Source organism: Flexivirga endophytica (assembly GCF_014640635.1).
GTDB lineage: Bacteria > Actinomycetota > Actinomycetes > Actinomycetales > Dermatophilaceae > Flexivirga > Flexivirga endophytica.
Genome location: NZ_BMHI01000006.1, coordinates 107,210 through 128,054 on the forward strand (window position 1 = coordinate 107,210; position 20,845 = coordinate 128,054).

At 67.7% G+C, this 20,845-nt stretch carries 16 protein-coding genes and 1 tRNA gene; 8 read left to right on the top strand and 9 right to left on the bottom strand.

What is annotated here, in order from left to right:
- Positions 1–61 precede the first annotated feature (61 nt).
- Complete coding sequence (locus IEX71_RS18835) at positions 62–484, top strand: hypothetical protein (protein WP_188838622.1); 423 nt, start codon at positions 62–64, stop codon at positions 482–484.
- A 198-nt stretch (positions 485–682) separates the two neighbouring features.
- On the opposite strand, the gene katG is transcribed toward IEX71_RS18835, so the two are convergent.
- Entirely contained in the window at positions 683–2,881 is a 2,199-nt protein-coding gene (gene katG / locus IEX71_RS18840; RefSeq protein WP_188838623.1) for a catalase/peroxidase HPI, read from the bottom strand.
- A 24-nt stretch (positions 2,882–2,905) separates the two neighbouring features.
- Positions 2,906–3,343: a Fur family transcriptional regulator gene (locus IEX71_RS18845; protein WP_188838624.1), complete on the bottom strand. Its 438-nt coding sequence runs from the start codon at positions 3,341–3,343 to the stop codon at positions 2,906–2,908.
- Between the two features lie 614 nt (positions 3,344–3,957).
- Between IEX71_RS18845 and IEX71_RS18850 the strand changes: the two genes are divergently transcribed.
- From IEX71_RS18850 to IEX71_RS18860, 3 genes are read left to right on the top strand one after another with little or no spacing between them, the layout of a single operon-like run.
- Positions 3,958–6,183 carry an FtsX-like permease family protein gene (locus IEX71_RS18850; RefSeq protein WP_188838625.1) on the top strand — a complete coding sequence of 742 codons (2,226 nt, stop codon included), beginning with the start codon at positions 3,958–3,960 and terminating at the stop codon, positions 6,181–6,183.
- On the top strand, positions 6,180–7,037 hold the full coding sequence (locus IEX71_RS18855; RefSeq protein ID WP_188838626.1) for an ABC transporter ATP-binding protein: 858 nt from the start codon (positions 6,180–6,182) through the stop codon (positions 7,035–7,037). The genes IEX71_RS18850 and IEX71_RS18855 overlap by 4 nt, the downstream gene beginning before the upstream one ends.
- Positions 7,034–7,639: an ABC transporter ATP-binding protein gene (locus IEX71_RS18860; protein WP_188838627.1), complete on the top strand. Its 606-nt coding sequence runs from the start codon at positions 7,034–7,036 to the stop codon at positions 7,637–7,639. Before IEX71_RS18855 ends, IEX71_RS18860 begins: the two co-directional genes overlap by 4 nt.
- Positions 7,640–7,657: 18 nt before the next feature.
- Here IEX71_RS18860 and IEX71_RS18865 read toward each other — a convergent pair whose 3' ends face one another.
- From IEX71_RS18865 to IEX71_RS18875, 3 genes are all read right to left on the bottom strand, one after another.
- A complete protein-coding gene (locus IEX71_RS18865) occupies positions 7,658–8,926 on the bottom strand; it encodes a cytochrome P450 (protein WP_188838628.1) in 1,269 nt (422 codons plus the stop codon).
- A 58-nt stretch (positions 8,927–8,984) separates the two neighbouring features.
- Positions 8,985–10,457 (bottom strand): bifunctional phosphatase PAP2/diacylglycerol kinase family protein, encoded by a 1,473-nt coding sequence (locus IEX71_RS18870; protein WP_229749868.1) that lies wholly within the window; start codon positions 10,455–10,457, stop codon positions 8,985–8,987.
- Positions 10,458–10,535: 78 nt separating this feature from the next.
- The gene (locus IEX71_RS18875; RefSeq protein WP_188838629.1) at positions 10,536–12,341 is read right to left on the bottom strand and encodes a GTP-binding protein; all 1,806 of its coding nucleotides are present in this window, start codon (positions 12,339–12,341) and stop codon (positions 10,536–10,538) included.
- A gap of 279 nt (positions 12,342–12,620) precedes the next feature.
- Between IEX71_RS18875 and IEX71_RS18880 the strand changes: the two genes are divergently transcribed.
- Together IEX71_RS18880 and IEX71_RS18885 are read left to right on the top strand one after the other, a co-directional pair.
- Positions 12,621–13,301, top strand: coding sequence for a Pr6Pr family membrane protein (locus IEX71_RS18880; protein WP_229749869.1), 681 nt, complete (start codon positions 12,621–12,623; stop codon positions 13,299–13,301).
- On the top strand, positions 13,289–14,404 hold the full coding sequence (locus tag IEX71_RS18885; protein ID WP_188838630.1) for a DNA glycosylase AlkZ-like family protein: 1,116 nt from the start codon (positions 13,289–13,291) through the stop codon (positions 14,402–14,404). Before IEX71_RS18880 ends, IEX71_RS18885 begins: the two co-directional genes overlap by 13 nt.
- A 10-nt stretch (positions 14,405–14,414) precedes the next feature.
- Here IEX71_RS18885 and IEX71_RS18890 read toward each other — a convergent pair whose 3' ends face one another.
- Together IEX71_RS18890 and IEX71_RS18895 are read right to left on the bottom strand one after the other, a co-directional pair.
- Entirely contained in the window at positions 14,415–14,870 is a 456-nt protein-coding gene (locus IEX71_RS18890; protein WP_188838631.1) for a MarR family winged helix-turn-helix transcriptional regulator, read from the bottom strand.
- Positions 14,871–14,961: 91 nt separating this feature from the next.
- Positions 14,962–16,143 (bottom strand): MFS transporter, encoded by a 1,182-nt coding sequence (locus tag IEX71_RS18895; RefSeq protein ID WP_188838632.1) that lies wholly within the window; start codon positions 16,141–16,143, stop codon positions 14,962–14,964.
- A gap of 278 nt (positions 16,144–16,421) precedes the next feature.
- On the opposite strand from IEX71_RS18895, the gene IEX71_RS18900 reads away from it, so the two are divergent.
- Positions 16,422–16,796, top strand: coding sequence for a VOC family protein (locus IEX71_RS18900; protein ID WP_188838633.1), 375 nt, complete (start codon positions 16,422–16,424; stop codon positions 16,794–16,796).
- Between the two features lie 24 nt (positions 16,797–16,820).
- Here the strand turns inward: IEX71_RS18900 and IEX71_RS18905 are convergent, their stop codons facing one another.
- Entirely contained in the window at positions 16,821–17,756 is a 936-nt protein-coding gene (locus IEX71_RS18905) for an alpha/beta fold hydrolase (RefSeq protein WP_188838634.1), read from the bottom strand.
- Between the two features lie 55 nt (positions 17,757–17,811).
- Positions 17,812–17,887, bottom strand: a tRNA-Lys gene (locus tag IEX71_RS18910).
- Positions 17,888–18,044: 157 nt separating this feature from the next.
- Between IEX71_RS18910 and IEX71_RS18915 the strand changes: the two genes are divergently transcribed.
- Complete coding sequence (locus IEX71_RS18915) at positions 18,045–20,597, top strand: DEAD/DEAH box helicase (RefSeq protein ID WP_188838635.1); 2,553 nt, start codon at positions 18,045–18,047, stop codon at positions 20,595–20,597.
- The last annotated feature ends 248 nt before the right edge of the window (positions 20,598–20,845 follow it).

A 20,845-nucleotide genomic window follows, 5' to 3' on the forward strand; every position in this document is an offset into this window, starting at 1 on the left:
TGCGGTAACTTCCCAGTAAGTACCGACCAGTAAGGTCAACCCCTTCATCAGGAGTGCACCCATGGGAAAGTTCGATTCACCGGTCAAGGCAGCCCCGGGCTCGGACCTCAACGCCAAGCAGGAGGGGCTGCTGTGGGCGGTCGTCACCATCGTGGCGTTCCTGCTCCTGCTCTTCCTGGACTTCATCTTCCAGCCCGACACCTCGTCGTTGCCGGGTCCGACCTGGCTGACCGGCCCGGTCGTCGGCTTCGTGATCGGCCTGATCGCCTCGCTGGTCGTCAAGCCGCGCAGCTGGCGGGTCCAGTCGTGGATCGTGCCCGGCGTGGTGCTGGTGCTGGTCATCCTGTGCGAGCTCTTCCAGGGTGACGCCCAGTGGGTCGGCCAGACCCTCGCCACCTTCTTCGTCGGCTTCGGCGGCGGCGCGCTGTTCTTCCGGGCTGCCGAGAAGCAGCACGACTACGACCACGCGAACCGCACCGCATAACCGCCGCATAACTAGGTATGACGAAAGGCCCCCGGCAGATTTGCCGGGGGCCTTTCCACGCTCCTGGTGGCGACAGCCCAGATCAACCGCACCGCACCACCAGCCGACCGGCGCGGAGACGACCGGCATGGACAACGGGCCCGAGCGAACTTGTTCGCCGGGCCCGTTGCGTATGCCGCGACGAGTCGCAGCGAGAAACTACTTCTTGACGTCGAACCGGTCGTTGTCCATGACCTTCGCCCAGGCTGCGACGAACTCGTTGACGAACTTCTCGGCCGCGTCGTCGGAGGCGTAGACCTCGGCGACCGCACGCAGCTCGGAGTTGGCGCTGAACGCCAGGTCCGCACGCGTGCCGGTCCAGGTCTGGCCCTGGGGACCGGTGCCGACGTAGGTGCCGGCCTGGTCGCCCGGCTTCCAGTCGGCGGTGATCTCGAGCAGGTTGACGAAGAAGTCGTTGGTCAACTGGCCCTCGCGGTCGGTGAAGACACCGGCCTTGTTGTCGCCGGCGTTGGCGCCGAGCACTCGCAGGCCACCGATGAGGACGGTGGTCTCCGGCGTCGAGAGGTTGAGCAGGTTGGCGCGGTCCACCAGGTGGTACTCCAGCGGCGCCTTGGTCTCACTCTCGACGTAGTTGCGGAACGCGTCGATCTTCGGCTCGAGGTAGCTGAAGGAGTCGACGTCCGTCTGCTCCTGGGTCGCGTCGCCGCGACCCGGGGTGAACGGCACCTGGACGTCGTACCCGGCGGCCTTGGCGGCCTGCTCGACACCGACGTTGCCGGCGAGGACGATCGCGTCGGCGACGGAAACGCCTGCCGCAGAAGCGATCTGCTCCAGCTTTGCGACGACCGGGCCGGTGACCGCCGGGTCGTTGACCGTCCAGCTCTTCTGCGGCTCCAGACGCAGGCGGGCACCGTTGGCGCCACCGCGCTTGTCGGAGTTGCGGTAGGAACCCGCAGCCGCCCACGCGGTCTTGACCAGCTCCTGCACCGAGAATCCGGCGCCGGCGATCTGCTGCTTGGCAGCGGCGATCGCGGCGGCGGTCGGCGCCTCGGCGGCGGGGATCGGGTCCTGCCAGATGAGCTCCTCGGTCGGCACCTCGGCACCGCGGTACCGGGTCACCGGGCCCATGTCGCGGTGAGTCAGCTTGAACCACGCGCGGGCGTAGGCGTCGGCGAAGGCCTCCGGGTCGTCCAAGAACTTCTTGGACACCTTGGCGTACTCCGGGTCGAAGCGCAGCGAGAGGTCGGTGGTGAGCATGCGCGGTTCACGCCGGCCCTCACCCTGTGCCTCCGGCACCATGTCGGCGCCGCCGTTCTTGACCGGACGCCACTGCTGCGCGCCGGCCGGGGACTTGAACAGCTCCCACTCGTAGCCGTAGAGGATGTGGAAGAACTCGTTGTCCCAACGGGTCGGGTGGTACGTCCAGGTGACCTCCAGGCCCGAGCCGATGGCGTCGTTGCCCTTGCCGCTCTTGTATGACGACTTCCAGCCCAGGCCGTTCTGCTCGAACGGAGCGGCCTCCGGCTCGGCGCCGACCTGCTCGGCGTCACCGGCGCCGTGCGTCTTGCCGAAGGTGTGACCACCGGCGATCAGCGCGACGGTCTCTTCGTCGTTCATCGCCATCCGAGCGAAGGTCTCGCGGATGTCATGCGCGGCCGCCAGCGGGTCGGGGTTGCCGCCCGGACCCTCCGGGTTGACGTAGATGAGGCCCATTTGCGTTGCAGCCAGCGGGTTTTCGAGGTCGCGGTCACCGGAGTAGCGATGGCTGTCGCCGAGCCACTCCGTCTCGGCGCCCCAGTAGATGTCGTCGTCCGGCTCCCACGCGTCGACACGGCCGCCGGCGAAGCCGAAGGTCTTGAAGCCCATGTCCTCCATGGCGGCGTTGCCGGCGAGGACCATCAGGTCACCCCAGGAGAGCGACTTGCCGTATTTCTTCTTCACCGGCCACAGCACGCGGCGGGCGCGGTCCAGCAGGACGTTGTCCGGCCAGGAGTTCAGCGGTGCGAAGCGCTGCTGCCCGGTGCCGGCGCCACCGCGGCCATCCTGCACCCGGTAGGTGCCGGCGGCGTGCCACGCCATACGGACGATCAGCGGGCCGTAGTGACCGAAGTCGGCCGGCCACCACTCCTGCGATGTCTTCAGGGTGCCGATGATGTCGGCCTTGACCTCGGCCAGGTCGAGAGCCTCGAAGGCCGCCGCGTAGTCGAACTCCTCGCCGAGCGGATTGGCCACCGCGGGGTTCTTGGCCAGGATCTTCAGGTTGAGGCGCTGCGGCCACCACTGCTGGGTGGAGTCGCCCTGCGCCGGCTGCACGAGCTCGTGCATGACCGGGCACTTGCCGTTGCCGTCGTCGCTGTCATTGATCTCTGCCAGCGGCTGCTCGTCTGTGGTGCTCATGACATCCTTTCGTAGCGGCGGGTGTCAGGCCCGCTCGGGTGAAACTTGTTGGGAACCAACGCAATCGGGGCAGTAGCCCCAGTAGATGACCTCGGCCTCGTCGATGACGAAACCGTGATCGTCGGATGCGTGCAGGCAGGGCGCGGCGCCGACGGCGCACTCGACATCGACGACCATGCCGCACGAGCGGCAGACCAGGTGGTGATGGTTGTCGTTACGGCGGAGCTCGTAACGCGCAGGGGACCCGGACGGGCGGATGCGCCGCACCAGACCGGTCTCCGTGAACGTGTTGAGACAGTCGAAGATCGCCTGCCGCGAGACACTCGGCAGCGCGTCGTGCACCGTTTCGGCCAGCAGCGCGGAGTCGGCGTGCGGGTGATCGCGCACCGATTCGAGCACCGCGATGCGCGGGCGGGTGACACGCAACCCGGCCTCACGCAGCGTCGTCTCGAAGTCCGGCATGTCGTCAACCTTACGCGTTGTTTGGACTCAGTCAAGTCTTTCTCGCGGGTAACAATTCCGGCTGAATCTTGACAAAGCCGGGGGGGTCCGCCGGAGTCGATAGCGTGCGAAGCGGGGATGAATGAGGTCCGCTGGCGGCTACACGGAGCCGTGACGCCGAACAGAAGGGGAGCATCGGTGGGTGCACTGGTATGACGAATCTGGCAAGCACTGCCCGTCGGCATCGTTGGGGACATGCGGTCCTGTTCGCGGTGACAGTGGGTCTTCTCGTGGCGGTCGTTGCTGTGGACCCGCTGCTGACGAGGTCGTTCCAGTCTGCGGTGGTCCGGTTTCATACGGACTCGCTCGGTGCTGCCAGTCAGCAGATCAGTTTTCGTGCAGTTGATGGTCGCGGTCCGTCGTTGACCAAGATCAAGCAAGGTGTGGATCCGCGCGTGAGAGCGGTGACTGGCGCTCCGATTGAGTCACGGACGGTGGGAGTCGTCTGGCCCCGGCGGCTAGAGCATGTGACCCTGCAAGCAACCCAAGGTGAGTGTGCCCACGTGCACTTGGTCTCTGGGCGGTGTCCGACGGCTCGGAACGAGGTGGCGCTGCCCGAGGCGCAGGTGAAGTCGGTGATCAAACCTCGCCTCCGACTGGGTGAGGAATTCACCGTCAAGGGCGATAGCCAACCCACGGACAACGTGGACCGTAATCCGCAAAAGCAGATGAAGTTGGTGGGAGTGTTCACCGCGGCGCCGGATGATCCGTTCTGGGGCGGGCAAAACATCGCCGGCTACAACCCGAACGCTGAAGTTGGATCGCCGGCTGCTTCGTGGTTGACGTCGGAGAAGACGTTCGCCGGGCACCCGCCGACGACGTCGGTCCCGTCGGGCAACATGACCTCGCGCGATGTGAGTTGGACAGGCATCTACAACACGGTGAGCTATCCCCTCGAGGTCGCCCGCGTCGATCCGAGCTCATTGAGCGACGCCGTCGCGGGCATTTACGCCTCCACCAAACGTCTCGGTGGCGAGATCAACGTGACCGAGGCGCTGTCCGCGGTCTATGTCGACACGCACACTGACACCGAGCAGGTCGGTCAGATTTTGCCGTTCTTGCTGGTGCAGCTCGGTGTCGTGTTGCTGATCCTGTTGGTGCAGGTGACCAGTTTCCTGGCCACGGTTCGTCGGGGCGACGCGGCGGTGTTGAAGATGCGGGGCAACGGGACCGCCGGAGTCTTGCGCCTGGGTGCCCAAGAGCTTCTGCCTGCGTGGGTGGCGGGCTTCGTCGGCGGCCTGGGCCTTGCGTATGTCGTTGACGAGCTGGTGCGTGCGCTGTGGTTGCCGGGAGGAGTGTCGGCTGCCTGGGTGTGGACGTCGTTGCTCGCGGCCATCGGGACAGTTGCACTGGCCGCGGGCGTCTGGTGTGTGTGTTGGTGGCTGATGGCCCGGGAACCGATCAGCACCTTGTTGCGTGCTCGACCGACACGACGCCGCGGGGTGCAGTTGTCGACACCCGCGGCCGTGCTGGGCGCTTTGTGCTTGGTCGGAGTGACACTCACCGCGACCAAGAGCCTCACCGGTGCACCGGTGCAGGTCACGCCGTTGCTGTTGGCGGGGCTGGTGGCGGTCATCGTCGGAGTGCTGCTGGCACCGGTCGCCGCCGCTCTGGTGCGCCGCCTACTCGGGAAGCGTCGTGCCGCCGGTGCATTGGCGGTCGCGCAGCTTGGCCGACGCGCCGGCGTGGTCACCGCGATCGCGACGTTGATCATCACCTCCGCACTGCTCACGTTGAGCGTCAGTGTCTTCGCACGTGGTGCGGACAACAGGCAAACCCGAGCGGCCGCGGATGTCGGTGCACCCGCGCTGGTGCGCCTGGATCAAAGCGCTGCCACCGTGCACCCCAGCGACCTGATGAAGGCGATCGATGCGATCGATCCGAAGCACCACGATTTCACGCCTGCGGTGCAGATCAACGCGGCGACGTCGACCAGCGAGGCCGTGCTCGGGGTCGTCCCGGCAGACATGGATCGCATCGGGTTGCGTACCGGGTTGCCGCAGCCGGTGCCATGGTCGGCGCTGGAAGGCACAGGAGCCGGATCCGATCCTGCGGCGTTGGTGGCGACGTGGACGACGAACAGTCATGTGGGGTCGACGGTGTCTGCTCCGACAATGGCCGACGTCGACGGACCGTACCGGGTCGTCGGGACCGCGCCCTACATCCCGGGTGCCGGCAGCAGGACGATCGTGGTGGACCTGGCCCAGATGGCCAAGGTTGGCGACCGCATGGACAACGTGTCGTATCAGGTGTTTTCGGCGACACAGAACCCGGCGATGCTCAAGCGTCTCGATGCTGCGGTCCGCAAGGTCGGGTTTGCGGGCACCCAGGTGCAAACCCTGCATGCGGCGCGGGCCGGCTACGACGCAACTGCGACGGCGTGGGCGATGAACCTGAGCATCGTGGTGTCTGCGTTGTCTGTGCTTGCGGCCTTGGTGAGCATGGTGCTGGTCGCGGTCGCCTCGCGACGCGAGCGACAGCGGGACTTGCGTGCGTTGCGCACCGGCGGGCTCTCCCGCCGGGTGCTGCGGACGGCGACCGTGGGCGAGTTCGTGCTGCTGGCGTTCGTGGGCAGTGTCATCGGGGCGGCTACTGCACCGTTGGCTGCCTGGCTGACCGGGCGGACAATGTTGTGGTGGTCCACGCCACCGGATCAACCACTGACCCGGACCGGCTTCGAATGGCTGGCCGGCGTGTCGGCCGCCATCGCGCTGATCGTGCTGCTGCTCGTGGTTGCAACCGTGTTCGGAACCCGTGTCGCCCGCTCGGCCAGTTACCACGTAAGGGGGACTGAGGCATGAGCGTCACCGATGACGCGATACCACCGATCGTCAGCGTCGAGGGCCTGGTGCAGATCTACCGGCTGGAGGGCCAGGACGTCGCAGCACTGTCAGGGGTCAACCTGAGCGTGCAACCCGGTGAGATCGTCGCCCTTGTCGGGCCGTCAGGTGCCGGCAAGTCCACGCTGTTGAGCGTGCTGGCCGGTCTCATGACGCCGAGCGCCGGCCGAGTGCGGATCGCCGGGCACGAGCTCAGCGGCAACGACGTCGGGCGACTGGACGACGTCCGAGGAAGCGACCTGGCAGTGCTGCTGCAGGACGTCAGCAAGAACCTGCTGCCCTACTTGACCGTTCGGCAGAACATCGAGCTCGGCTGGCCGAAACGGCTCGCCGGCACCATCGACGCGGACGCTGTCCTGGACATCGTCGGTATCCCGTCCGAGCTGAGGCCCCAACCCGTACATGGGATTTCGGCGGCCACTCGGCAGTTGACCGCGATCGCCGCGACCATCGCAACGAACCCATCCGTGTTGTTGGCCGACGAGCCGACCAGCAGCCTCGCCGGCGTGGAAGTGCAAGCGGTCACCGACGCCATACTGCGCGCGAACAAGGAGCTCGGCACCACGGTCATCGCCGTCACTCACGACCTGGATGTGGCGACCGCACTCGACGCGCGCGTCATCACCATCCGCGACGGCCGCATCCGGATGGACGCTCGCGGCGGCAGCACCCAGGTGCTCATCCGTGATGACGGCAGCATCCCGCTGACGGACGACATCTTCGGCCAGTTCCCGGCCGGAACCCCGGTCACCCTCCGTCCGGGAGATGATGCCGACACCTTCGTGGTGCGACGCGCGACAGGTGGTGACGCATGATCCGGCTGCACGTCGCAACCGCCCAAACCCGTGATGGCAAAACCATTTTCGCCGATCTCGACCTGGAGGTCCCCGACGGTTCTGTCGGGATTGTCACCGGCCATGCAGGTAGCGGCAAGACCGCGTTGATCGATGTGTGCCGAGGGCAACTACGACTCAGTTCCGGAACCGTCGATCTGGGGGAAGAGCAGTGCGGCGTCGTCACCCAGAGCTACGACCTGTGCGAGTCCCTCACCGTCACCGAGAACATCCTGCTGCCGCTGATCGCACGCGGCACGTCATACAGCGACGCACAAGAACGCACGATGGACACGCTTCGTCGACTCGGCATCGACGCGATCGGCAACCACCTGATCGGCGAGATCTCGGGCGGCCAGCGTCAGCGGGTGGCGGTCGCTCGGGCGATCGTCGACGAGCCCGCGATCATCCTGGCCGACGAACCGACCTCCGCGCTGGACGCGGAGAACCGCGTGCTGGTGCTCGCCGAGCTGCGGCGTGCCGCCGACAACGGAGCGTCGGTGTTGATCACGACGAACGACACCCAGCTGGCGCGGGACGCCGACATATCGCTGGTGCTCGGAAGCTCCACGTTGGTCGAGTGATGGTGGGATTCTTCCGGCCTACTCGACCGCCACGGTCACCGGCAGGTGCAACGGACCACGGATCAGCGTGGTGCGCCGCATGGTGACCGGACCTGCACGTCGTATGCCGGGAAGCCGAATCGCCAGCTGTTCCAACGCGATCGTCGCTTCCAGCCGTGCGAGCGGAGCGCCGAGACAGTAGTGGATGCCGCTGGAGAAGGCCAGGTGCTCGGCACCGTGTGACCGGGTGATGTCGAAGCGGTCCGGGTCGGGAAACACCTCCGGGTCGCGGCCGGTGCCACCGAGCAACAACAGGATCCATTGATCCTTGCGGACCGGTGTGCCGGCGACCTCCTGGTCCTCGAACGCAACCCGCTCGGTCCGCTGGACCGGTGGATTCCAGCGCAGTGTCTCCTCGATCGCCTGCCCCGCGAGCTCCGGCTGCTCGGTCAGCAGCCGCCACTGGTCCGGGTGGTCCTGCAGTGCGAGCAGCGCGTTGCCGAGCAGGTTGACCGTCGTCTCGAAACCGGCGACGAGCAGCAGCAGGCTCATCGACATCAGCTCGTCCGGTCGGACCTGGTCGCCACGCTCGGCCGCGAGCACACTGGTCAGGTCCTCGCGCGGGTCGACGGCTCGCAACCGGAGCAGCCGGTCGAACATCTCCCCGAGCGCGGTCGCCGCTTCCATCAGCTCGCGCGCGTGTCGCAGCGAATGTATGCCGTCCAGCGACCCGCCGAGAGCGGCGCCATACCGAGCGAACGCGGTGGTGTCGATGCCCGCGTCCTCGTCGATGCCGAACATCCGGGTGATGACACCGATCGGCAGCGGTGCGGCAAAGGAGGAGACGAAGTCGACCGTCCCGCCGTCGGCCAGCTCGCCGATCAGCCCGTCGACGAGTTCCTCGACGCGAGAACGATATCCGCGCACCATCCGCGGGCTGAACGCAGGCGCCGCGACCCGACGTAGGCGGCTGTGGTCCGGCTCGTTGCGGTCCAGGAAGGACAGGTCGAAATTCTCGCTGGTGGGAGACGGACCTTCGAGCGGTCGAACCCCGAACGTCCGACTGGTCAGCACCGACCGCGCGACGGCGTGGTCGACGGTCGCGAGGTTGCCCAGCCGGGTCGGCACGAGCGGTCCTTGCGCGCGCAGCTCGGCATACACGGCGTAGGGGTTGTTCCGCCCCTCGCCCATCCGCGGCCGCGCGAGCGGATCGTGGTGCACCTTGCCGCGGTATGCCGTTGACAGCTTGGAGCGGTAGAGCTCCTGGCTGAAGGCGATCGCGGCCCGCGCGTCCTGCACGATGCTCATCGAATCCCTCCTCCTCCGATCGTGCCTCAGCCGGAGGGGCAAGTGCAGGAGAACGAGGTCAGTAGACGCCCTCGTGGCGGAAGACGGTCAGTGCACGGCGGTCGACGCGCAGGTCCAGGACCTCGGCCTCCTCGCCGAGCTCACCGTCCCGCGCGATCCGCACCGGACCACCCTCGACCACCTCGATCCGCAGCGACGGTGCGTGGATCTCGTGGTAGCGCTTGTGGCGACCCAGCTGCCCGGTGAGCAGCGAGGCGAGGATCGTCAGCGTCGCCCCCAAGCCGGAGGCATCCAGCATCCGCAGGTCCACCAGCCCGTCGTCCAGACGCTCGCGGAAGCTCGGAGCGAAACCGTGCGGTTGGTATTCGCTGTTGCCGAGGAAGAGCAGGTCGACCTCCGCCGTCCGGTCGTCGACACGAACGGTGATCGGCTGCGACCGCAGCAGCGTGCGGGCACCGGCATACAACGCGGCCAGTGGCTTGCCGATCCGCTTCTCGTTGCGCTCCCGGATGGCGACGAAGTCGGTGTAGGCGCCGACGCTCGCCGTGTTGAGGAAGAGCTGGTCGTTCAGGTACGCGAGATCGACCTTGGCCGCGGTGCCCTGCTTGACGGCGGTGATCGCCGCGCGCAGCGGGAAGGCCCAGGCGTCCTTCGCGAAGTGGTTGAACGTGCCGGCGGGAAACACCGCGAGCGGCACGTCCGCCTCGCGCGCGGCCGCGGCCGCCGTGCGCACCGTCCCGTCACCACCGGCGACGCCGAGAACCTCGGCACGAGAAGCAGATTCGCGCATCACGGCTTCTACATCGGAGTCCTCGGCCAGCTCCACGACCTCCGCGTCGGGCAACTCGCGTCGCACCTCCTGGAGCACCCGCTTCCCCTCACCGCTGTGCGAGGCCGGGTTCACCACCAGCACGACACCGGAGCCCGTCGGTCGAGCCGCCAGCCGTATGACGTCCGTCCCCCGTATGGCGGAAGGCGGCTCCGCCGGAGGCACCAGCCGGGCGCCGACCCCGGCGACCGCCGTCCCGAGCAACCAGCCGGCGGCGACGTCGGACGGGTAGTGGGCACCCGTCGACACCCGGGAGAACCCGACCAGGCCGGCCAGGGTCCGCAGCGGCACCGACAGCACGGGCATCTCCAGACCGACCGCCGTCGCGAAGGCGGCAGCGCTCGCCGCATGACCGCTCGGGAAGCTGGACGACGTCGGCAGTCGACGCGACAGACGAGCGATCGGCACAGAGGAGAGGGACGGACGGATACGCCGATTCGTCCGTTTGGCAACCTGATTCGCGATCAGACTGGTCGCCGCGATTGTCACCACGCCCCGCAACGCGGCCCGTTTCGCCCGCCGGTCACGGCTCAGCCCCAGCGCACCGGCGACCCCCAGCCACAGCACCGAGTGATCGGCCGCATCGGACAGGCGGGGCATCACCCTGTCCAGGATCGGACTGTGGGTGGTCGCGATGCCTTCGAAGACGGCGACGTCGAGGTTGTCGACGTCCTGCATGATGCGGTTGAGCCAATCGATCACGGGAGTGTCCTGTCGCGCTGGTCCGGCTGTGTGCCGCCATACTCGCCCATCACGGCCCGCCACGCGGGAGGTGGGGCGTCACCGCGGGTTCGCCTTCACGTATGCCGCCCAGTCGCCCGGGTCGACGCCCACCCGCCGTGACGTCGGCGGTGCTCCGCGCACCGCACGGTGGTGGTCCAGGCGACTCTCCCAAACGCCTTCGCCGCTGGTCAGATCCGGCAGGCGCTGCTGCACCGCGTCGGTCAACCGGGTCGGTATGACGCCCTCGATGCGCGCGTCGCGTTCGTCGACCTCGGTGCTGGTGATGTCGGCCTCCCACCGGGCCAGGTCGCCCAGGAGCGCCGGGACCTGCTCCGGCAGCAGGTCGAGGGTGAACGACTCGACGGGCTCGCACACCACGGTGCCGGCCTGTCGCAGCGCGCGCATCAGCACCGGCCGGGTCAGCAACCGGAAGTCCCCGGCGGTGCTGGACATCGACTTGTCGAAGGTTCCGTGCGCGTGCGACTGACGTGCCCAGTAGCCCGAATGCGTCATGGTGACAACGCAATCGGTGACCCGCCAGCCGCTCAGGCCCTGCTGCAGCGTCTCCTCCACCGAGGACCGGACAGCGGTGAAGAACGCCGGCGGCATGGAGCCTGCCTCCACCTCCAGCTCGAAGCGCACGCCGGTGTCGACCGGTGAGGGATCCACCCGCAGGCCGACGGTCGCGAGGTACGGGTTCGGGGCAGTCGCGATGGTCTCCTGTGCCGAGTCGGTGCCGACGACACGCTCGATGCAGATGACCGACAACGGCCGGAACGTGGCGCGGACACCGAACTCGTCCGCCAGCCGCGCCGCGATGACCTGGCGCTGCACCTCTCCGTGCAGTGACAGCCGCACCTCGGCTGACCCCGCGAAGTTCTCCGCTCCTCCGTCGCTCCGATACTTCGCGGCGGCCCCGATCGTGCCCAGCCCGTCCCCGAGGGTCACGATGCGCAGATTGATCAAGGGGTCCTGATCGGCCAGCGTGGCCAAGGCCGCCAGCAGCTGGCCGCGTTGGGCCGGATCGGCCGCGTCGACAACGGTTTCCAGTGTCGACGGCCGCAGTGTGCTCACCTCGCGAGAGCCGTCGACGCCGATCCGGTCGCCGACCCGTGGGTGATCGATACCGGTCACGACACCGATGCCGCCGGGGGAGAGGGCCTTGGTGCGCGTGCCGGTCGGGTCGCTGATCGCGGTGATCCGTGACCGCTTGTCGACTCGGTCGCGCACCCGCACGGTGCCGTCGTGCACCCGGAGCCAGGCGCGCCCGTCGGGCTCGACGGAGAAGACCGTCGCGGAGGTGGGAGCGTCCGGGCGGCCTGGCGAAGTAGGGATGCGTCGGATCCGGTCGAGGAGCGCGGCGATGCCCTCGCCGGTGCGTGCCGATCCGCGCAGCACGGACGTGCCGGGCGCCGGCTTCAAGCGGTGCGCGATCTGCTCGTCGACCCGATCCGGATCTGCTCCACTGCGGTCGACCTTGTTGACGAAGAGCGTCGTCGGCACGGCCAAGCGCTGCAACGCGCGCATCAGGATGCGGGTCTGCGATTGCACGCCCTCCACGGCCGAGATGACCAGGATGACGCCGTCGAGGATCCCGAGCGCACGCTCGACCTCCGCGATGAAGTCCGGGTGTCCGGGAGTGTCAACGAGGTTCACGCACAGGTCGTCGAGCGTGAAGCTGGCGACGGCCGTCCGGATGGTGATGCCACGCTCTCGCTCGAGCGTCATGGTGTCGGTGGCCGACGTGCCACGATCGACGCTACCGACAGCGTCGATGGCGCCCGCTTCGAAGAGCAGGCGCTCGGTCAGAGTGGTCTTACCGGCGTCGACGTGAGCGAGTATTCCGAGATTGAGAGTCAGCAATGAGGCTTCCTTCGAGTTTGGCGTTGCGGTCGCAAGCTCCCTGCAACGCCAACTCGGTCCAAGCCTCCTGTGCTTGTTCTGAATCAACTTCGAAGGTCCTGTCCTTGGCCGCAGTGAAGTGGATCGGTGCGGTGCAGGAAGGACGGCGCATCTGCTGACTCCTCGGACCTCGGGCTTGACGCTGTCAGTGCAGCAGACCCGGCTCACCGGCCGCAACGCAATTTCCGCTGACGGCCGGAACTGGTCGCCGCCGCACGCCCGGACCTCTACGGTGAGCGTGTGACCGCCGAAGAGGTAGTGCGTGCCCCCGGAGACAGCTCGGGCCCCGCCGTGATGTTGCGTGTCCATGCGACGCTGCGGCTGCTGGTCGCCGCGCTCATCACCTTCACCGTGATCGTGCAGCTCGTCGAAGCGCTGACCCGGGACGAGAACCCGGCGTCGGTCACCAACTTCTTCAGTTACTTCACGATCCAGTCCAACGTCATCGTGGCAGTGGTGCTGGCGGTGGCGGGCGCCATACAGCTGCGTGGACCGGACCCGCACTGGCTCGACCGGATCCGCGGTGCGGCCACGGTCTACATCTCGATCACCGGCGTCGTCTACGCGCTGCTGCTCAGCAACACGGACGTCAACACGCCGCTGCCGTGGGCGAATGTCGTCCTGCACTATTTCGTGCCGATCGCGATGGTGGTCGACTGGCTCGTCGATCTGCCCGAGCGGCGCATCGAATTCCGTTCTGCGCTCGTGTGGTTGGCCTATCCGATCGTCTACTTGGGCTACAGCCTGATCCGCGGTCCGATCGCCGACTGGTACCCCTATCCCTTCCTCGACCCGGGTCCGCACGGCTACGGCTACGTCGCGGTGATGAGCGTGTGTGTCGCGATCGTGGCCGCCGTTTTCGTCGCGGTCGTCGCCGGAGCCACCCGGCTGCCCGGCCGAATGATCCAGTGGCGCGACTGACCGTCGAACTCGACGACTCGCAAGCGCTCGCGTGGCGCTTGCAACGGCACTGCCTGTCCCGGCCCGGCGCGCGCTCGGTGAAAGCTGCGGTATGTCGGGTCGTCGCACTGCGCGGTTGGCCGATGGACCTGGCCGAGCTCGCGGTCGCCGTACGCCGGTCTGCGCCCACGCCCGGTGAGCTGACGGCTGCGTTGAGCGCGGGCGACGTCATACGCAGCTACGCATTCCGTGGCGGCTCATACGTTTTCACGCCCGAGGTCGGTGCCGTGCTGCTGTCGGTGCACACGGCGCCACGCTCCTGGGAGAAGGAGCGCTTCCAGCGGCAGGCCGGCTTCGAGCTGGCGGACTGGGAGCCGTTCCGGGCCGCGATGCAGGAGATCCTCGAGCCCGAACCACTGACCCGCCGGGAGATCGCCGACCGTCTTGCCGACATCCCGGCACTGCGAGGATTGGCCGACGCCGCAACGGGATCGGGCGCCGACGCGCTCTACAAGCCGCTGCACTGGTGGGGCGACATCTGTTTCGGCCCGGAACGCGACGGGCAGGCGACCTTCCGGCGGCTGCGCGACGACCCGGCGTGGCCGGGCCTGCCGGACCTCGACGACGCCGGTCGGGCCGCGATCGAGCTCTACCTGGGCGCCTACGGGCCGGCGACGGTAGCCAACCTGCACTACTGGCTCGCTGAAGGCCTGGCGGCGCCTCGTCGGCGGGTCATGCAGTGGCTGAACGAGCTGGGCGACGACGTCAGCGAGGTGACGGTCGGTGACATCACCGGCTACGTGTGCACGAAGGACCTGGACGACATCGCCGCAGCGGAACCGTCCGAGCAGGTGCGGCTGCTGCCCGGCTTCGACCCCTGGTTGCTCGGGCCGGGCACTGCCGACACGAGATTGCTTGCTGCACAACGGCGTTCGGTCGGCACCCGAGGCGCCAACCTCGTCCTACGAGGTGGCGTCGTCTCAGGTGTATGGCGCCGGCGGCGTGACGAGGTCACAGTGTCGTGGTTCGACGAGGCAGGGCTGGTGCCGCGCGACGAGTTGGAGACCGAGGCGCGTCGCGTGGTCGGTGTGGACGTCACGGTCAACAGCCGGCCCAGCGAATAGGACGGTCGGATCAGGGTTGGTTCAGCGTGCGCACCGCGGCGACGAGCGGAGCCAGCTGGGGATCCTCAGCCGCGGTGTCGAGCGCTTTGCGCAGTGCTCGGTCGTTCGTCGGCCGTGCCTTCTTCAGCAGCTTGAACCCCGCGTCGCTGACGTCGGTGTAGATGCCGCGCCGATCGGTCGGGCACAGGTATCGGGCGAGGAGCCCGCGATCCTCCAACCGGGTCACCAGTCGGGTGGTCGCGCTCTGACTGAGTACGACGGCGTCGGCGACCTGTCGCATCTGCAGGTGGCCGCCTTCGTCCTCGGTCTGCCGGCTGAGCACGTCGAGGAGTGAGTATTCGCGGACGCTCAGGTCGTGCGCGCTCTGCAGGGCGCGCTCGACCTGCGTCTCGATCTTGGCGTGCAGCAGCGAGAGCGCGGCCCATCCGCTGGCGAGCGCAGTGAGTTTCGGATCGGTGGCGGTCATCGGTGACTCCCTGCTGGTGCTGCGTGTTCGGCGGCTGCGCGAATAGCCGTCGTATGACGGCTACTGGCGCCTGCAAGTTTACCTCTCGTCGTCAGGCGCACGATGTCTGCGCGAGGGATGGTGCTCGGCTCGGCCGACGCTCCAGAGCGGCCGACCAGATCGCGAGGCCGAGCGCCGTGGCCACCAGAAGGGCGCCGACCCAGTTCGGCGCGGTGTAGCCGAGCCCGGCTCCGATGACGATGCCGCCCAGCCAGGCGGAGAGGGCGTTGCCCAGGTTGAAGGCACCGATGTTGACCGCCGATGCCAGGGTCGGCGCGCCGTGCGCCTGGTCCAGGACTCGCTTCTGCAATGGCGGCACCGTGGCGAAGCCGAGGCCACCGACCAGCATGATCGTCAGCGCTGCCAGCACCTTGTTGTGCGCGGTCACGGTGAAGGCCAGCAGGACCAAGGACAGCCCGCCCAGGGTCACGAAGAGCATGGGCATGAGATTGCGGTCGGCGAACTTCCCACCGACCAGGTTGCCGACGAACATGCCGACGCCGAACAGCACGAGCAACCAGGTGACGGCACCCTCGGAGTAGCCCGCGACCTCGGTCATCATCGGCGCGATGTAGGTGATCGCGGCAAAGACGCCACCGAAGCCGAGGACCGTCATGGCCATCGCGAGCACCACCTGGATGTTGCGGAACGCCGCGATCTCGCCGCGGAGGTTCGCACTCTGCGACCGCGGCATCGGCGGAACGAGTTTCGCAATTCCGAGCAGGCCGATCACGCCGAGGCCGGCAACGGCGGCAAACGTGACCCGCCAGCTGATCGTCTGGCCGATGAGGGTGCCTGCGGGTACACCGACGATGTTGGCGACGGTGAGTCCGGTGAACATGATGGCGATCGCGGCAGCCTTTCGGGCCGGCGCGACGAGGTCCGCGGCGGCGACCGCGCCGATGCCGAAGAACGCGCCGTGTGCGAGGGAAGCGATGATCCGCCCGGCCAGCATGATCCCGAAGGTCGGTGCGAGAGCCGACAGCGCATTGCCGACGATGAAGAGGCCCATCAGGAACATGAGCATGGTCTTGCGGCTGATCTTGTTGCCGAGCGCGGTCATGACCGGCGCGCCGAGCATGACTCCGATGGCGTAGCCGCTGACGAGCAAGCCGGCCATCGGGATGGAGACGCCATACGAACCGGCGATCTGCGGCATCAACCCCATCACCACGAACTCAGTCGTGCCGATGCCAAAGGCGCCGATCGCCAGGGCGAGGAGTGCGAGAGGCATTGCGTGGACCTTTCCAAGATTGCGCGTATCGTTTACCGGCGAAGACAATAGTTGCACACGCGGTATAAACGCAAGCGCGCATAATTGGACGCGGCTCGCGCACGCGCCAGGAGCGCTGGCTTGCTCGTGTTCGCTGACGGGAGGTGAGGACGATCCCGTCGCTGTTGCCGGGGCAGGCCGGTGGGACGCCGCAACGGACAGAACCTGACCGGAGGCAGCTCTAGCGTCAGGACTCCGCTCGCGCTCGGCGAGCGGCCCCACCGACGAGAGAGAACACCATGCAACTTGCGGCAACCCGCATCATCACCGACGACGTCGACACGCTGGTCGGCTTCTACGAGAAGGTCACCGGGATCGAAGCGGCGCGCCTGCACCCGTTGTTCGCCGAGTTGCGCACCGAATCCGGTGTGCTGGCGATCTCCAGCTCGCAGACGGTCCCGCTGCTCGGTGAGAACGTGGCCGAGGCGGCGGCGAATCGCACTCTCGTGCTGGACTTCCACGTCGACGATGTCGACGCGACCTACGCCGCGCTGCAGGGGACGATCGACACCTTCGTCAACGAACCGACCCTGATGCCGTGGGGCAACAAGTCGCTGCTGTTCCGTGATCCCGACGGCAACCTGGTCAACTTCTTCACCCCCGTCGGCGACTGAGCGCGGCGTGCCGCCGGCCCGGTCTCAGCCGAGATTCCGCTCGACGAATCCGATGATCTCGCCGGCAACCTCGTCCCGGATCGGCGGCTCGTTGTGCACCTCGTGCCGGTAGCCGGTGTAGACGCGAGTGCGCACGTCGCGGTTGCCGCTGGACCACAGCTGATTCGCGACGTGGTAGGCGCCCTCGCCATACCCCGCGACCGGGTCCTGGTCGCCGGCGAGGATCAGCACCGGTAGGTCGCTGGGCACTTTGGCGGCCCAGTCGTCGGCGTTCGCTTCGGCATACAACGCCAGGAAGTCGCGCAGGAAGCGCAACGTCATCGACACCCCGAAGCGGTTGAGCGGGTCGACCGCGTGGTCGGCCACCACACCACGGTCGGCGGCGACCCAGTCTGTCGGCCCGCGGACGTCGTCATACCGCTCGGTCACGCCGGCGAAGAGCGCCGGCACGAACTCGTCCGCGACACCGGTGCCGTCGCTGTCACCGATGGCCTTCTCGACCTCGGCGATCGAAAGCTCTTCCGGACCACGCATTTTCGCGGCGATGCCACCGAGCACCAAGCCGTCGACGTGGTCCGGGTGGCGGGCGACATACGCGCGGGCGATCATCGAGCCCCAACTGTGGCCGTAGAGGAAATACGGCAGGTCGGGGTATGCCGCCCGGGCGCGCTCACGCAAGGTCGCTTCGTCCTCGACGAACGCGTCCCCGTTGGGGGCGCCACTGTCGGCCCACACACCGGACGCCACCGCGGTCGCCCCGTGACCGACGTGGTCGTCCGCGCAGACCACGAAGCCGGCGTCCAGCAGCTTGCTGACCAGTCGCAGATAGCGGCGGGAGTGCTCACCCAGCCCGTGGACGATGTGCACGATCCCACGGGGCGTGGTTGCCGGCGCATAGATCCAGGCGTGGATCCGGTCACGACCGTTGTGGGAGGGAAAGTCGAACTCGGTGAGCGCCATGGGCGGGACCTCTCTCGGTGCGGGTGTCTGCAGACTATGCCGAGGAGGTGTGATCTGGTGGGCCCCGCGGGGCTCGAACCCGCAACCTACGGATTAAAAGTCCGCAGCTCTACCAATTGAGCTAGAGGCCCTGGCGTTTGCGCGTGGCAAGCGTAGTCGGAGCCGGTCCACGACCGCACATCGGCCGCTACTATCCGGCGTTTGCGTCCGACACTTCGCGCGCTCCACCGCGCGATGTGTCGCACCGAAACCGGCCAGGACGCTGCCGCCTGGGAGGATGGCCGCATCATGAATCTCTACGACCGCCTGCCCGACGCCGACGACCCGGACGAGACCTATGCGCGGTTCGTGGAGTGGGCGGCCGAGCGCGACCTGACGCTCTACCCCCACCAGGAGGAGGCGATCATCGAGCTGCTCGCAGGCGCCAACGTCATCCTCGCGACGCCGACCGGCTCCGGGAAGTCGATGGTCGCGACGGCGGCGGAGTTCGCGGCGCTCGCGGGGGACCGGGTCAGCTTCTACACCGCGCCGATCAAGGCGCTCGTCTCGGAGAAGTTCTTCGACCTCTGTGCGACCTTCGGGGCGGACAACGTCGGCATGCTGACCGGCGACGCCTCCGTCAACGCCGACGCACCAATCATCTGCTGCACCGCGGAGATCCTGGCCAACATCGCGTTGCGTGAGGGCAAGAACGCCGACGTCGGCATGGTGATCATGGACGAGTTCCACTTCTACTCCGAGCCCGAGCGCGGGTGGGCCTGGCAGGTGCCGCTGCTGGAGCTACCGCAGGCTCAATTCCTGCTGATGTCAGCGACATTGGGCGACGTGGCGATCTTCGAGGAGGAGCTGACCAAGCGCACCGGGCGGCCTACCGCGACCGTCGCCGACGCCGAGCGGCCGGTCCCGCTGGCCTTCAAGTGGGCGATGACGCCGCTGCACGAGACCATCGAGGAGCTGCTCTACGCCAAGGAGGCGCCGGCGTATGTCGTGCACTTCACCCAGGCCGCGGCGCTCGAGCAGGCCCAGGCGCTGACGAGCATCAACATGCTCAGCAAGGTCGAGAAGGAGCAGATCGCAGAGATCATCGCGGGCTTCCGGTTCTCCGCCGGTTTCGGCAAGACGCTGAATCGCCTGGTACGCCACGGGATCGGCGTTCACCATGCCGGCATGTTGCCGAAATATCGCCGGCTCGTCGAGACGCTCGCGCAGGATGGCCTGCTCAAGGTCATCTGCGGCACGGACACGCTGGGAGTCGGCATCAACGTGCCGATCCGGACGGTCATCTTCACCGGCCTGGCCAAGTTCGACGGCACCCGGCAGCGGCTGCTCAAGGCACGCGAATTCCACCAGATCGCGGGACGCGCCGGGCGCGCCGGATACGACACCAGCGGCACGGTCGCCGTACAAGCTCCGGAGCACCTGATCGAGAACGCCCGGGCGATCGCCAAGGCCGGCGACGATCCCAAGAAGCTTCGCAAGGTGCAGCGCAAGAAGCCGCCCGAGGGCTTCGTCAACTACACCGAGGAGACCTTCGACAAGCTGGTCCATGCCGACCCGGAGCCGCTGCAGTCGCGCATGCGCATCACCCATTCGATGCTGCTCAATCTCATTGCGCGCGAGGGCGATCCGTATGCCGCGGTGCGCGACCTCGTCCGCGACAACCATGAGGATCCACGCCGTCGCAGGCGACTCGCGCGCCGGGCGATCACCCTCACCCGCGAGCTGCTGACCGCCGGTGTCGTCGAGCGGTTGCCGGAGCCGCTGCCCGACGGGCGAGGGCTGCAGCTCATCACCGACCTGCAGGACGGGTTCGCGCTCAACCAGCCGCTGGCCCCCTTCGCGCTCGCCGCCCTCGACGTCCTTCCCGACCCCGAGGACCCGGCGACCGACCAGCTCGCGCACGCGCTCGACGTCGTGTCGGTCATCGAGTCGATCCTGGAGGACCCACGCCCGATCCTGATGGGCCAGCGGCGCAAGGCGCGCGGCGAGGCGATCGCCCAGATGAAGGCCGACGGCATCGAGTACGACGAGCGGATGGAGCTGTTGGAGGACGTCACCTGGCCGCAGCCGCTCAGCGAGCTGCTGGAAGCGGCGTTCGAGACCTACCGCAGCGCCCAGCCATGGGTCGCCGAGCAGGCGTTGTCTCCGAAGTCCGTCGTGCGTGAGATGTACGAAAACGCTTGGAGCTTCGGCGATCTGGTGCGTTACTACGAGATCGCTCGGTCCGAGGGCATCGTGCTGCGCTATCTCACCGACGTCTACCGGACCCTGCGGCAGACGGTGCCCGACAGCGCCAAGACCGACGAGCTGTCCGACCTGATCGAGTGGCTCGGCGAGGTCATCCGGCAGACCGACTCCAGCCTGCTCGACGAGTGGGAGGAGCTGGTCAATCCGGCATTGCACGAGGAGCGTGAAGCCGCCCTGGTGCACACGCCGCGGTCGATCACGACCGGCAAGGCGTTCGGCATCCAGATCCGCCGCGGGATGTTCCACCGCCTGGAGCTGGCGGCACGCAAGGACTTCGTCGCGCTCGCGGCCCTCGAGCGGTCCGTCGCAGCGTCCACCGAGCCGCCCACGGACATCGTGATGGACGAATCCGCCTGGCACGGAGACATTTCGGCATACTTCGACGATCACGACGAGATGCTCACGGACGCGGACGCACGCGGTCCGTCATACCTGCGCATCGAGCGGGGCAAGGAGAAGTGGGAGATCCGCCAGGTCGTCCATGACCCGTCCGGTGACGGCGACTGGGGCATCGACGCCGAGGTCGATCTCGCGGCGAGCGACGCTGCCGGGCAGGCGGTCATCGTGGTCCTTGGCCTCAACCGGCTGGACTGAGTCCTCTGCTGCGGTTCCTCGCGACACGGTCAGCGGCGTCGCTCGCACGCTCCCTCACGCCGCCAAACCGTGGCGGTCGTCGCCTCCGCGCGGGTCGGCTTGTCGTTCGGTTGAGTTCTCGTGCGCTGTCGCCGTCGCCGATCTGGTGTGTCCCGAAGTGCCGACGGTCGGTCGGTGGGGACGGGTTGGAGGCTGGAGGGTGTCCCGAAGTGCCGACGGTCGGTCGGTGGGGACGGGTTGGAGGCTGG

Excerpts from the sequence above, each read along its gene's own strand:
- IEX71_RS18835 (WP_188838622.1), top strand. The coding sequence starts at position 62 with ATGGGAAAGTTCGATTCACCGGTCAAGGCAGCCCCGGGCTCGGACCTC.
- katG (WP_188838623.1), bottom strand. The coding sequence starts at position 2,881 with ATGAGCACCACAGACGAGCAGCCGCTGGCAGAGATCAATGACAGCGAC.
- IEX71_RS18845 (WP_188838624.1), bottom strand. The coding sequence starts at position 3,343 with ATGCCGGACTTCGAGACGACGCTGCGTGAGGCCGGGTTGCGTGTCACC.
- IEX71_RS18855 (WP_188838626.1), top strand. The coding sequence starts at position 6,180 with ATGAGCGTCACCGATGACGCGATACCACCGATCGTCAGCGTCGAGGGC.
- IEX71_RS18860 (WP_188838627.1), top strand. The coding sequence starts at position 7,034 with ATGATCCGGCTGCACGTCGCAACCGCCCAAACCCGTGATGGCAAAACC.
- IEX71_RS18865 (WP_188838628.1), bottom strand. The coding sequence starts at position 8,926 with ATGAGCATCGTGCAGGACGCGCGGGCCGCGATCGCCTTCAGCCAGGAG.
- IEX71_RS18890 (WP_188838631.1), bottom strand. The coding sequence starts at position 14,870 with ATGACCGCCACCGATCCGAAACTCACTGCGCTCGCCAGCGGATGGGCC.
- IEX71_RS18895 (WP_188838632.1), bottom strand. The coding sequence starts at position 16,143 with ATGCCTCTCGCACTCCTCGCCCTGGCGATCGGCGCCTTTGGCATCGGC.
- IEX71_RS18900 (WP_188838633.1), top strand. The coding sequence starts at position 16,422 with ATGCAACTTGCGGCAACCCGCATCATCACCGACGACGTCGACACGCTG.
- IEX71_RS18905 (WP_188838634.1), bottom strand. The coding sequence starts at position 17,756 with ATGGCGCTCACCGAGTTCGACTTTCCCTCCCACAACGGTCGTGACCGG.
- IEX71_RS18915 (WP_188838635.1), top strand. The coding sequence starts at position 18,045 with ATGAATCTCTACGACCGCCTGCCCGACGCCGACGACCCGGACGAGACC.